Origin of the sequence: Burkholderia sp. AU15512 (assembly GCF_002223325.1) — a bacterium.
In the GTDB taxonomy this organism is placed as follows: Bacteria; Pseudomonadota; Gammaproteobacteria; order Burkholderiales; family Burkholderiaceae; genus Burkholderia.
The window spans coordinates 1322534-1334551 of record NZ_NKEX01000003.1; the positions used below are offsets into that span (position 1 = coordinate 1322534).

At 66.8% G+C, this 12018-nt stretch carries 12 protein-coding genes; 9 read left to right on the forward strand and 3 right to left on the reverse strand.

The genetic code is table 11. From position 1 onward, the window contains the following. Nucleotides 1-6: 6 nt before the first annotated feature. Genes CFB43_RS08840 through lexA form a run of 3 tightly spaced genes read right to left on the reverse strand, consistent with a single transcriptional unit; the run spans nt 7 to nt 1756 of the window. Nucleotides 7-717 (reverse strand): DUF2939 domain-containing protein, encoded by a 711-nt coding sequence (locus tag CFB43_RS08840; protein WP_089494788.1) that lies wholly within the window; start codon nt 715-717, stop codon nt 7-9. Between the two features lie 29 nt (nt 718-746). Next, the gene (locus tag CFB43_RS08845) at nt 747-1082 is read right to left on the reverse strand and encodes a hypothetical protein (RefSeq protein WP_006476078.1); all 336 of its coding nucleotides are present in this window, start codon (nt 1080-1082) and stop codon (nt 747-749) included. A gap of 26 nt (nt 1083-1108) precedes the next feature. Then, nucleotides 1109-1756, reverse strand: a complete 648-nt coding sequence (gene lexA / locus CFB43_RS08850) for a transcriptional repressor LexA (protein ID WP_089425347.1) — start codon at nt 1754-1756, stop codon at nt 1109-1111. 264 nt (nt 1757-2020) lie between these two features. On the opposite strand from lexA, the gene CFB43_RS08860 reads away from it, so the two are divergent. The 9 genes from CFB43_RS08860 (at nt 2021) to CFB43_RS08900 (ending at nt 11994) form a co-directional block, all read left to right on the forward strand. After that, nucleotides 2021-3058, forward strand: coding sequence for a sulfate ABC transporter substrate-binding protein (locus CFB43_RS08860; RefSeq protein ID WP_089440023.1), 1038 nt, complete (start codon nt 2021-2023; stop codon nt 3056-3058). A 123-nt stretch (nt 3059-3181) separates the two neighbouring features. Beyond that, nucleotides 3182-4081: a sulfate ABC transporter permease subunit CysT gene (cysT, locus tag CFB43_RS08865; protein ID WP_089494789.1), complete on the forward strand. Its 900-nt coding sequence runs from the start codon at nt 3182-3184 to the stop codon at nt 4079-4081. Next, entirely contained in the window at nt 4078-5022 is a 945-nt protein-coding gene (cysW, locus tag CFB43_RS08870) for a sulfate ABC transporter permease subunit CysW (RefSeq protein ID WP_089425349.1), read from the forward strand. Before cysT ends, cysW begins: the two co-directional genes overlap by 4 nt. A 13-nt stretch (nt 5023-5035) precedes the next feature. Continuing rightward, on the forward strand, nt 5036-6097 hold the full coding sequence (locus tag CFB43_RS08875) for a sulfate/molybdate ABC transporter ATP-binding protein (RefSeq protein WP_089431032.1): 1062 nt from the start codon (nt 5036-5038) through the stop codon (nt 6095-6097). 75 nt (nt 6098-6172) lie between these two features. Then, the gene (locus tag CFB43_RS08880) at nt 6173-7099 is read left to right on the forward strand and encodes a CysB family HTH-type transcriptional regulator (protein ID WP_006484201.1); all 927 of its coding nucleotides are present in this window, start codon (nt 6173-6175) and stop codon (nt 7097-7099) included. 510 nt (nt 7100-7609) lie between these two features. After that, nucleotides 7610-7996: a DUF805 domain-containing protein gene (locus tag CFB43_RS08885; RefSeq protein ID WP_089494790.1), complete on the forward strand. Its 387-nt coding sequence runs from the start codon at nt 7610-7612 to the stop codon at nt 7994-7996. Nucleotides 7997-8271: 275 nt separating this feature from the next. Next, the gene (locus tag CFB43_RS08890; protein WP_089494791.1) at nt 8272-9222 is read left to right on the forward strand and encodes a sugar ABC transporter substrate-binding protein; all 951 of its coding nucleotides are present in this window, start codon (nt 8272-8274) and stop codon (nt 9220-9222) included. Nucleotides 9223-9367: 145 nt separating this feature from the next. Continuing rightward, nucleotides 9368-10978 carry a sugar ABC transporter ATP-binding protein gene (locus CFB43_RS08895; protein ID WP_089494792.1) on the forward strand — a complete coding sequence of 537 codons (1611 nt, stop codon included), beginning with the start codon at nt 9368-9370 and terminating at the stop codon, nt 10976-10978. After that, nucleotides 10975-11994, forward strand: coding sequence for an ABC transporter permease (locus tag CFB43_RS08900; protein ID WP_046545645.1), 1020 nt, complete (start codon nt 10975-10977; stop codon nt 11992-11994). Before CFB43_RS08895 ends, CFB43_RS08900 begins: the two co-directional genes overlap by 4 nt. The last annotated feature ends 24 nt before the right edge of the window (nt 11995-12018 follow it).

Consider the following 12018-nt stretch of genomic DNA (forward strand, 5'->3'; position numbering starts at 1 on the left):
GACCGCTCAAGCATGCAGGTCGATTGCGGACAACTTCCACGAGAACAGGCCGAAGCGGTGGAATATCGCCGCATAGCGCGTGCCGTCGGCACTGCGCTGGTAGGTCACGACGAATTCATCGATATTCCGGTAACCGGCGCTGGTTTGCTGCGGGTGCGGCACATGCGTTGCATCGACCGGGCTGGCCGGTGCGGCAGCGGCGGATGGCGGCGATGACGCTGCGGTAGCGGCCGCGTTGCTACCCGGAGCGGCTGCGCTCGCCGGAGGCGCCGGATTGGCCGACGGTGCCGCCGGCGTATTGCTGCCTGGCGGCAGATTCGACCATTCGGGTGGACGCTCTCCTGGATTGCCACGCGGTGGCAATCCGCTCATCAGCGCGGCTACGCCTTCCGGGGTCGCGTACGCATCGACCAGCGGGCCGATCAGTGCCGACCCGATCAGCGCTCCGATCACCGCGAACGGATTGTTCTTCTTCACCGCGTCGATCCGGCGCATCAATTCTTCCGTGACCTGCTGCTTCAGGCTGATGCGCAGCGACGGGAAATCGACATATTCACTGATGGCCTGCGCATCGCGCGCATCGATCGCCGATTTCAGGCGACCGAGCGCGACGTACGGCGACGCGTAGGCATAGCCGATCGCCGCAACGATGGCGACGGCCATCACGACGATCAGCACGGGTTTGAGCCGCCATGCGCGGCCCGAAGATCCGGTCACGTTGCCTCCGGTGCGGGGATGTTCCGCAATCAGAGACCGCCTGGCGTGGCCGATCGTTCCTCTGCAATGCAGCGATCGATCATCCGGCACACGGCATCGATCGTGCCGACCATGATCAGGCGCGAACGGCCGTGATAGACGCGCACCGGTGCACGGCGCGCGGGTTCGGCGTGATTCAGGCCGGCGTTCAGCGATACCCGCGCGAAAGCGGGGAGCGCCGACGGCAGCAGGGACGCCTGCCGTTCGACTGCGACTTCTTCTTGCACAGGCGCCGCCGCGGACAGCGGTGCGCAGGGCGTGCGGCCGCGCAGGTGACGCAGGCGGCCGAATTGACGGAAAGGCAGCAGACGGGCAAGGCGTTCCATGATGTTCTCCTCAGCGAGACGGAATGTCAGAGTTCGCCCGAGCGAATCAGCCCGACGGCGATGCCTTCCAGCGCGAATTCCGCGCTGCCGGCCTTGACGAAGATGTTTTCGTAATCGGGGTTCTCCGCGATCAGCTCGAGACCGCCCGGCCGGCGCATCAGGCGCTTGACCGTGACGTCGTCGCCGAGACGCGCGACGATGATCTGGCCGTCCTTTGCTTCCGTGCGCTTCTGCACGGCGAGGAGGTCGCCGTCGAGGATGCCGGCGTCGCGCATCGACAGGCCGCGCACTTTCAGCAGGTAATCGGGCTTGCTGGAGAACAGCGCGGGATCGCACGCGTAATGCTGCGAGATGTGCTCCTGCGCAAGGATCGGGCTACCGGCCGCGACGCGGCCGACGAGCGGCAGCGACAACTGCATCAGGGCGGCATGCGGCAGCGTGAACTGGTGCGGGGCATCGTCGATGCCGAGCAGGCGGATGCCGCGCGACGCGCCGGCGGCCAGCTCGATCACACCCTTGCGCGCGAGTGCGCGCAGGTGCTCCTCGGCCGCATTCGGCGAGCTGAAGCCCAGTTCGGCCGCGATCTCGGCACGGGTGGGCGGGAATCCGGAGCGCTCGATCGCGCGACGGATCAAGTCGAACACTTGCTGCTGACGGGCGGTGAGTTTGGTCATGGCTCAACTGTATGGATAGACAGTGAGCTGTATTTTTATACAGTAGTCCGCGAATTTCAAGTGTTACTTGAGGTTCGACGCGATCACGCCGGTTCCGACGCGATTTCACGACGCCCGGACGTCGGTTCATCCGCCGCAACCGTCCATCCCGTCTGCGTTAGCACTTTTGAGTATTAAAAAATAAGGAACGATTATTTTTAATCATGTAACCCGTTCGTTAGACTGGCCCGACATCGCAATACCGACAACACTGGAGAACCAAGGATGGGCAAGCGCAATACGGGGCTGGTGGGCGGAGTGGGCCGCCTGATCGCAACACTCGCGCTGGGCGCGGCGGCGGCGCTGGGCGTCGCGACGCACGCACAGGCCGATACGACCTTCCTGAACGTGTCGTACGACCCGACGCGCGAGCTGTATCAGGACTTCAACCAGGCGTTCGGCAAGGAGTGGAAGGCGAAGACGGGCGAGACCGTCAACTTCAAGCAGTCGCACGGCGGCTCGGGCGCGCAGGCGCGCTCGGTGCTCGACGGCCTGCAGGCCGACGTCGTCACGCTGGCGCTCGCGTACGACATCGACGCCCTCGCGAACAAGGGGCTCGTCAACAAGGACTGGCAGAAGCGTCTGCCCGACAACGCGTCGCCGTACACGTCGACGATCGTGTTCCTGGTGCGCAAGGGCAATCCGAAGGGGATCAAGGACTGGGACGACCTGACCAAGCCGGGCATCTCGATCGTCACGCCGAACCCGAAGACGTCGGGCGGCGCGCGCTGGAACTACCTGGCCGCGTGGGCGTACGCGCTGCACAAGCCGGGCGGCAACGAGCAGACGGCGAAGGAATTCATCACGAAGCTCTACAAGAACGCAGGCGTGCTCGATTCGGGCGCGCGCGGCGCGACCACGAGCTTCGTGCAGCGCGGGATCGGCGACGTGCTGATCGCATGGGAAAACGAGGCATTCCTGTCGGTCAAGGAGTTTGGCACCGACAAGTTCGAGATCGTCGTGCCGTCGGTGAGCATCCTGGCCGAGCCGCCCGTCGCGGTGGTCGACAAGGTGGTCGACAAGAAGGGCACGCGCAAGCTGGCCGAGGCGTACCTGAACTTCCTGTACAGCCCGCAGGGCCAGGAGATCGCGGCACGCAACTACTACCGGCCGCGTTCGAAGAACGTGCCGGCGGAGCTGACGAAGCAGTTCCCGAAGCTGAAGCTGTACACGGTCGACGATACCTTCGGCGGCTGGACGAATGCGCAGAAGACGCATTTCGCGGACGGCGGCGTGTTCGATTCGATCTACAAGCCGCAGTAACGCCATAACAACGGCGGCGCGCCACGATAGCGCGCCGCATCCCCGACGGGGCCGCCGGCGCGATTCACTGCGCCGGCGTTTGCGTCGGACCCATGAGCAGCATCGACCCAGCAAGAGCATCCGATGACGACGTACACCTTTCGCAAGCCGAGCGCGCTGCCCGGTTTCGGCGTGACGCTAGGCATCACGGTGGCCTATTTGAGCCTCGTGGTGCTGATACCGCTCGCCGCCACGTTCCTGAAGACCGCGACGCTGTCGTGGGACCAGTTCGTCACCGCCGTCACGTCGCCGCGCGTGCTCGCGTCGTATCGGCTGACGTTCTCGGCCGCGCTCGGCGGCGCGCTGATCAATGCCGTGTTCGGTTTCCTCGTCGCGTGGGTGCTCGTGCGTTACACGTTCCCGTTCAAGCGGCTCGTCGATGCGGTCGTCGACCTGCCGTTTGCACTCCCGACGTCGGTCGCCGGCATTTCGCTCGCGGCCGTTTACGCGACCAACGGCTGGGTCGGCCAGTATCTCGCGCCGCTCGGCATCAAGATCGCGTTCACGCCGGCCGGCGTGCTGGTCGCGCTGACCTTCATCGGGCTGCCGTTCGTCGTGCGCACGGTGCAGCCGGTGCTCGAGGATTTCGAGCGCGAGCAGGAGGAGGCCGCCGCGTGCCTCGGCGCGTCGCGCTGGCTGACGTTCCGCCGCGTCGTGCTGCCGGCCGTGCTGCCGGCGCTTCTCACCGGTTTCGCGCTCGCGTTTGCACGCGCGCTCGGCGAATACGGCTCGGTGATCTTCATCGCCGGCAACGTGCCGATGAAATCCGAGATCACGTCGCTGCTCATCATCACCAAGCTCGAGCAGTACGACTACGCGGGCGCGACCGCGCTGGCGGTCGTGATGCTGGTCGTGTCGTTCCTGATGCTGCTGCTGATCAACACGCTGCAGTGGTATCTGCAGCGCCGTACGAGCAAGGGCGCGAGCGGCCCGGCGCCCGCCACCGTCACCGCCGCCGCAGCAGCAGCAGGAGGCCAGCAATGAGCCAGGAGGCCACCGTCGTGCTGAAAACCCCGTCGCCGGCCGCGCGTGCCACGAAGCGGCTCGACCCCGTCAGCGAGTCGCGCGTCGTGCGCTGGCTGCTCACGGGCATCGCGCTGGCGTTCCTCGCGTTTTTCCTCGTCGTGCCGCTCGCCGCGGTGTTCGTCGAGGCGCTGCGCAAGGGCGTCGGCTTCTATTTCGAATCGCTGGCCGATCCCGATGCGTGGTCGGCGATCAAGCTGACACTGACCGTCGCCGTGATCGCGGTCCCGCTGAATCTCGTGTTCGGCGTGTGCGCATCGTGGGCGATCGCGAAGTTCGAATTCCGCGGCAAGGCGCTGCTGACGACGCTGATCGACCTGCCGTTCTCGGTGTCGCCGGTGATCTCGGGCCTCGTGTACGTGCTGCTGTTCGGCGCACAGGGCTGGTTCGGGCCGTGGCTGCAGGATCACGACGTGCAGATCATCTTCGCGGTGCCGGGCATCGTGCTCGCGACGATCTTCGTCACGTTCCCGTTCGTCGCGCGCGAGCTGATTCCGCTGATGCAGGCGCAAGGCACCGACGAGGAAGAAGCCGCGCGCGTGCTCGGCGCGTCGGGCTGGCAGATCTTCCGCCGCGTGACGCTGCCGAACGTGAGGTGGGGCCTGCTGTACGGCGTGATCCTGTGCAATGCGCGCGCGATGGGCGAGTTCGGCGCGGTGTCGGTCGTGTCCGGCCACATCCGCGGCGTGACCGACACGATGCCGCTGCATGTGGAGATCCTGTACAACGAATACAACTTCGCGGCGGCGTTCGCGGTGGCGTCGGTGCTGGCGCTGCTCGCGCTCGTCACGCTCGCGCTGAAGCTGATCGCCGAGCGTCATCTTGCGGCCGAACTGGCCGACGCGCACGACGCCGTTCCCGCACATGCCGGCCCCGTCGGCGCCGTTTCGTCGAAATCGTAAAGAGGCAACCAGAATGGGTATCACCGTCCGTAACCTTCAGAAGCGCTTCGGCGATTTCACGGCGCTCGACAACGTATCGCTCGACTTCCCGCCCGGCGAGCTGGTCGCGCTGCTCGGGCCGTCCGGCTGCGGCAAGACCACGCTGCTGCGCGTGATCGCGGGCCTCGAGCACGCGGATGCCGGCCAGGTGGTGCTGCAGGGGCTCGACGTCGCGTCGGTCGGCGCACGCGACCGCCAGGTCGGTTTCGTGTTCCAGCACTACGCGCTGTTCCGCCACATGACCGTGTTCGAGAACGTTGCATTCGGGCTGCGCGTGAAGCCGCGCCGCGAGCGGCCGTCGGAAGCCGCGATCCGCGAGAAGGTGCACGAACTGCTGAAGCTCGTGCAGCTCGACTGGCTCGCGCAGCGCTATCCGTCCGAGCTGTCGGGCGGCCAGCGCCAGCGTATCGCGCTGGCCCGGGCGCTCGCGGTCGAGCCGAAGGTGCTGCTGCTCGACGAGCCGTTCGGCGCGCTCGACGCGAAGGTCCGCAAGGAGCTGCGCGGCTGGCTGCGTCGTCTGCACGACGACCTGCACATCTCGACGATCTTCGTCACGCACGACCAGGAGGAGGCGCTGGAAGTCGCGGACCGCATCGTCGTGCTGAATCGCGGCCACGTCGAGCAGGTCGGCAGCCCGCAGGACGTCTACGATCATCCGCAGAGCGCATTCGTCTACGAGTTCCTCGGCGCGGCCAACCGGCTGCCGGGCACGGTCGCCGGGCGCGGCTTCGTCGCCGAGGGGGCGGCCGCGCCGATCGAGGTCGACGCCGATTTCGCCGGCCCCGCGAACGCCTATGTGCGCCCGCACGACCTGCAGCTGTGGCCGGTTGGCGAAGCAGGGCACCGCGACGGCATCGCGGTGGACGTGCGCCGCGTGATCCCGCTGGGCGGCTCGGTGCGCGTGGAGCTCGAGGCGCGCGCGGGCGGCGCGCTCGAGGCCGAACTCGATCGCGATGCATGGCGGGCGCTGTCGCTGCAGGTCGGCGACGGGGCGACGGCGGTGCCGCGCGCGGTGCGTGTGTTTCCCGCGCGTTGACGAGAAAATGCAGGGCAGGGGGCGGGATACGCTCGGAATCGACAATCAAACAACGACAGCCTAAGAGGCATACCCATGAATTTTCAGCAATTGCGGTTCGTGCGCGAAGCGGTGCGCCAGAACATGAACCTGACGGAAGTCGCGAACGTGCTGTACACGTCGCAGTCGGGCGTGTCGAAGCAGATCAAGGATCTCGAGGATGAGCTGGGCGTCGACATCTTCATCCGGCGCGGCAAGCGGCTGACGGGGCTCACGGAGCCCGGCAAGGCCGTGCACCAGCTGATCGAGCGGATGCTGCTCGACGCCGAGAACCTGCGCCGCGTCGCGCGCCAGTTCGCCGACCAGGACAGCGGCCACCTTGTCGTCGCGACGACGCACACGCAGGCGCGCTACGCGCTGCCGAAGGTGATCCGCCAGTTCACCGACGTGTTCCCGAAGGTGCATCTCGCGCTGCGCCAGGGCAGCCCGCAGCAGATCGCGCAGATGATCCTGAACGGCGAGGCCGATCTCGGCATCTCGACCGAGGCGCTCGACCGCTATCCGGACATCGTCACGTTCCCGTGCTATTCGTGGCACCACACGGTCGTCGTGCCGAAGGGTCATCCGCTCGTCGGCCGCGAGAACCTGACGCTCGAGGAAATCGCCGAGTACCCGATCATCACGTACGACCAGGACTTCACGGGCCGCTCGCACATCGACCAGGCGTTCACGCAGGCGGGCGCCGTGCCCGACGTCGTGCTCACCGCGATCGACGCGGACGTGATCAAGACCTATGTCGAACTCGGCATGGGGATCGGCGTGGTCGCGGCGATGGCCTACGATCCGCAGCGCGACACGGGGCTCGTCGCGCTCGATACGCAGCACCTGTTCGAAGCGAGCACGACGCGGGTCGGGCTGCGCAAGGGCGCGTTCCTGCGCGCGTATGCGTACCGGCTGATCGAGATGTTCGCGCCGCATCTGAACGAAGCGGAAATCGCGGGGCTGTTGCGCGAAGCCGTTTGACGGCAGCGCGTCGTGCGTCATCCGCGCGCTCACCGCGGATGGCGCGACATACCGGCGCGGGTTGTCATGTATTGGGCAGCGGCAGGCGATTTGCCGCTGCCTGGGTGATTCGACTCACCGTATCATCGACCGCCATCGCGGTTTCCGTCCGATTCTTCGCCGCGCGCGGCGAACGACATGTATTCGCTTGCCGACCCAACGACAAGAACAAGAGGGTGCGCGTGCACGCCTCGTGTCGGGTTCGGCCATCTGCCATATCGAGCGATCCATTGGCCGGCAAATGTGATTCAATGCGCGTGAATGCCGGGTGACGCGCGCTCGGGCCGTCCCTTGGTCGCCATCCTGCGGCCGGATCGCACCAGCGACGCAACGCGCAACACCGGAACGGAGTGCGAAAAGCAAAGCCGGCAGCCCGTCCGCCCTCAAGAAACAAAGCACGCGGATCGCCGGTCCCGGCACGCTTGGAGACCAACCGCGCAGCCCGCAACACGCGTGACGAAGAGGTAAACAATGAATCTGAAATGGCTTCTCTTTTCGTTCGAAGGCCGGATCGGACGCCTGCCGTGGTGGATCTACGCGCTGGTTTCCACCGTACTCAGCGCGATTTTCGATGCGGGTTCCCGCGGTGCGCCGGAAGACGATCTGCCGCCGCTGGTGATGCTGGTGGCCGTCGTCATCGCGGTCGTCGCGGTGTGGTCGTCGATTGCGGTCGGTGTGAAGCGGCTGCACGACATCGACAAGTCGGGATGGTGGATGCTGCTGCTGTTCGTGCCGATCGTCGGCGCGCTCGCGTTGTTCGTGATGAACGGCTTCATCGCCGGCACGCCGCATGCGAACCGCTTCGGTGAGCCGCCGTCGGCCGATGAAGACGAACCGGCGCCGCGGGGCCCGGCGTGACACGCGCTCCGAATAAACCCTTAAATATTGATCAGACAGGTTGCACGCCGACGCGAATCGGTACAGCATAGCCTTCACTCCGCCGGCGTCCCGCCGGCGGCGGCGCGTAAACGACAGCGCGCCAGGCAGTCGGCCGTCTGCCTCGCTTCCATTCCGTGGTACCGACAGCAGCATCGATGGCCATTGCTCGGGTAGTGTGGCGCAAACGTTTGCTCACATTAAAACAACAGTCAAATAATCGTCCGGCCCTTGGGGCCAGTCGCCAGGAGATGAGTATGAATGTTCGCTTTCGCCGTCGCTTCCTGACCGCCGCGCTCGCCGCCGTCGCGGTCGCCGCCGCACCGGCCGTCCACGCGCAATCGGCAGCCAAGCCGAAGGTCGCGCTCGTGATGAAGTCGCTCGCCAACGAGTTCTTCCTGACGATGGAAACGGGCGCGAAGGAATACCAGAAACACAACGCGGGCCAGTTCGACCTGATCACCAACGGCATCAAGGACGAAACCGACACCGCGAACCAGATCCGCATCGTCGAGCAGATGATCGTGTCGAAGGTCGACGCGATCGTGCTCGCGCCGGCCGATTCGAAGGCGCTCGTGCCGGTCGTGAAGAAGGCGGTCGACGCGGGCGTCATCGTCGTGAACATCGACAACCGGCTCGATCCCGACGTGCTGAAATCGAAGAACCTGAACGTGCCGTTCGTCGGCCCGGACAACCGCAAGGGCGCGCGCAAGATCGGCGATTACCTCGCGAAGCGGCTGAAGGCGGGCGACCAGGTCGGCATCGTCGAAGGCGTGTCGACGACGACCAATGCGCAGCAGCGCACGGCCGGCTTCCAGGACGCGATGAAGGCGGGCGGGATGAAGGTCGTGTCGGTGCAGTCCGGCGAATGGGAGATCGACAAGGGCAATGCGGTCGCCGCCGCGATGCTCAACGAATACCCGAACCTGAAGGCGCTGCTGTGCGGCAACGACAACATGGCGATCGGCGCCGTGTCGGCCGTGCGCGCGGCCGGCAAGCAGGGCAAGGTGCTCGTGGTCGGCTACGACAACATCAACGCGATCAAGCCGATGCTGAAGGACGGCCGCGTGCTCGCGACCGCCGATCAGTACGCGGCGAAGCAGGCCGTGTTCGGTATCGACACGGCGCTCAAGGCGATTGCCGAGCATCGCAAGCAGGCCGACATGTCGGGCGTGGTCGAGACGCCGGTGGATCTCGTGACGAAGTGACGCGGCCCCGATGCGGCCGCCGCCCTCAAGAATCGGGCGCGGCGGCCGTTATCCGGGGTGAGCGCGATCACGGCCACTGCATGCACATGCACTTGTGAGCGTCACACCCGCGCGCCGCGTGCGCGCGGCCGCAACCAGGATCGCGATGGACCCGACTTTCCAACCCTCCCGCGCAGCCGCTCCCGTGCTGTCCGTCTCCGGCATCGGCAAAACCTATGCCGAACCCGTGCTCGCCGACGTCACGCTGACGCTCGAGGCGGGCCACGCGCTTGCGTTGACGGGCGAGAACGGCGCCGGCAAGAGCACGCTGTCGAAGATCATCGGCGGGCTCGTCGAGCCGACCGCCGGCACGATGCAGCTCGGCGGCACGCCGTATGCGCCGGCGAGCCGGACGCAGGCCGAGGCACTCGGCGTGCGCATGGTGATGCAGGAGCTGAACCTGCTGCCGACACTGACGGTCGCCGAAAACCTGTTCCTGAACCGCCTGCCGCGGCGCTTCGGGATCATCGATCGCGCGCGGCTGCGCGACGATGCGCGGGCCGCGATGGCGCAGGTCGGGCTCGACGCGGTCGATCCCGATACGCCGGTCGGCGCGCTCGGCATCGGCCACCAGCAGATGGTCGAGATCGCACGCAACCTGATCGGCGACTGCCGTGTGCTGATTCTCGACGAACCGACCGCGATGCTGACCGCGCGTGAAGTCGAGCTGCTGTTCGAGCAGATCGACCGGCTGAAGGCGCGCGGCGTCGCGATCGTCTACATCTCGCACCGGCTCGAGGAACTCGCACGGGTCGCCGAGCGCGTCGCGGTGCTGCGCGACGGCCGGCTCGTCCACGCGGGCGACATGGCGGCGACGACGTCCGACGGGCTCGTCACGCTGATGGTCGGGCGCGAGATCGGCGAGCACATCGATCTCGGCGAGCGTCATATCGGCGCGCCGCGGCTCGTCGTGTCGGGCCTCAGCCGCGGGACGGCGGTGCGCGACGTGTCGCTCGAGGTGCGCGCGGGCGAGATCTTCGGCATCTCGGGGTTGATCGGTGCGGGGCGCACCGAGCTGCTGCGGCTGATCTACGGCGCGGATGCGCCGGACGCGGGGACGATCGCGATCGGCCAGCCACCGAAGCCGGTGCGGATCGGTTCGCCCGTCGAGGCGGTGAAGCAGGGCATCGCGCTGATCACCGAGGATCGCAAGGGCGAAGGGCTGCTGCTGACGCAGTCGATCACCGCGAACGTGTCGCTCGGCCAGCTCGACCGGCTCGCGCGCGGCGGGATCGTCGACGGCGCGCGCGAAACGGCGCTCGCCGAGCAGCAGATCGACGCGCTGCGGATCCGCGCGCACGGCGCGACGCAGGCGGTCGGCGAACTGTCGGGCGGCAACCAGCAGAAGGTCGTGATCGGCCGCTGGCTCGCACGCGACATGGGCGTGCTGCTGTTCGACGAGCCGACGCGCGGGATCGACGTCGGCGCAAAGTTCGAGATCTACACTTTGATGGGCGCGCTCGCGCGCGAAGGCCGCGCGCTCGTCGTCGTGTCGAGCGACCTGCGCGAGCTGATGCTGATCTGCGACCGGATCGGCGTGATGTCGGCCGGGCGCATGACCGCCGTGTTCGAGCGCGGCAACTGGACCCAGGATGCGCTGCTGGCCGCGGCGTTCGCCGGCTTCGGCCGCGACACGCCGCCGGGCGGCGCGCAGCATCCGGACGCGGGGCACGCGCAAGGCGCTGCTCCCGGTACTTCGAATACAGGACGACCATGACCCAGCCTCCCGTAACCCCGACCGATGCAGGCGCGCAGCAGGACGTGACGGGGCGCCGTGCGCGCACGCTGTCCGGCACGCGGCTCGGCCTGTCGAACTACCTCGGGCTCGCCGGTGCGCTCGCCGCGATGATCGCGCTGTTTTCGGTGCTGAGCTCGCATTTCCTGACCTACGATACGTTCAGCACGATCGCGAACCAGATTCCCGATCTCGTCGTGATGTCGGTCGGGATGACCTTCGTGCTGATCATCGCCGGGATCGACCTGTCGGTCGGCTCGGTGCTCGCGCTCGCCGCGTCGATGGTCAGCGTCGCCGCGCTGAAATGGCAGTGGGGGCCGCTGCCGGCCGCGCTGATCGGCATTGCGGTCGCGACCGTCACGGGCGCGCTGACCGGCGCGGTCACGGTCGGCTGGCGGATCCCGTCGTTCATCGTGTCGCTCGGCGTGCTGGAGGCCGCGCGCGGCCTCGCATACCAGCTGACGAATTCGCGCACGGCCTATATCGGCGACGCGTTCGATTTCCTGTCGAACCCGATCGCGCTCGGCATATCGCCGGCGTTCCTGATCGCGGTCGCGGTGATGATCGCGGCCCAGTTCGTGCTGACGCGCACCGTGTTCGGACGCTATCTCGTCGGGATCGGCACGAACGAAGAAGCGGTCCGACTTGCAGGGGTTAACCCGAGGCCGTATAAAATTCTCGTATTCGCATTGATGGGCGCCCTCGCAGGGCTGGCGTCGTTGTTCCAGATTTCGCGGCTCGAGGCCGCCGACCCGAATGCGGGCGTCGGTCTCGAACTGCAGGTGATCGCCGCCGTCGTGATCGGCGGCACGAGCCTGATGGGCGGGCGCGGCTCGGTGATCAGCACGTTCTTTGGCGTGTTGATCATCTCCGTGCTGGCCGCGGGGCTGGCGCAGATCGGTGCGAACGAGCCGACGAAACGGATCATCACCGGCGCGGTGATCGTGGTGGCGGTCGTGCTCGATACGTATCGCAGCCGGCGCACCCGCGTGCGGTAGAAAGACAGACAGAACAGACCAGAG

Excerpts from the sequence above, each read along its gene's own strand:
- CFB43_RS08890 (WP_089494791.1), top strand. The coding sequence starts at position 8,272 with ATGAATGTTCGCTTTCGCCGTCGCTTCCTGACCGCCGCGCTCGCCGCC.
- CFB43_RS08885 (WP_089494790.1), top strand. The coding sequence starts at position 7,610 with ATGAATCTGAAATGGCTTCTCTTTTCGTTCGAAGGCCGGATCGGACGC.
- CFB43_RS08845 (WP_006476078.1), bottom strand. The coding sequence starts at position 1,082 with ATGGAACGCCTTGCCCGTCTGCTGCCTTTCCGTCAATTCGGCCGCCTG.
- CFB43_RS08875 (WP_089431032.1), top strand. The coding sequence starts at position 5,036 with ATGGGTATCACCGTCCGTAACCTTCAGAAGCGCTTCGGCGATTTCACG.
- CFB43_RS08895 (WP_089494792.1), top strand. The coding sequence starts at position 9,368 with ATGGACCCGACTTTCCAACCCTCCCGCGCAGCCGCTCCCGTGCTGTCC.
- CFB43_RS08880 (WP_006484201.1), top strand. The coding sequence starts at position 6,173 with ATGAATTTTCAGCAATTGCGGTTCGTGCGCGAAGCGGTGCGCCAGAAC.
- CFB43_RS08900 (WP_046545645.1), top strand. The coding sequence starts at position 10,975 with ATGACCCAGCCTCCCGTAACCCCGACCGATGCAGGCGCGCAGCAGGAC.
- cysW (WP_089425349.1), top strand. The coding sequence starts at position 4,078 with ATGAGCCAGGAGGCCACCGTCGTGCTGAAAACCCCGTCGCCGGCCGCG.
- cysT (WP_089494789.1), top strand. The coding sequence starts at position 3,182 with ATGACGACGTACACCTTTCGCAAGCCGAGCGCGCTGCCCGGTTTCGGC.
- CFB43_RS08860 (WP_089440023.1), top strand. The coding sequence starts at position 2,021 with ATGGGCAAGCGCAATACGGGGCTGGTGGGCGGAGTGGGCCGCCTGATC.
- lexA (WP_089425347.1), bottom strand. The coding sequence starts at position 1,756 with ATGACCAAACTCACCGCCCGTCAGCAGCAAGTGTTCGACTTGATCCGT.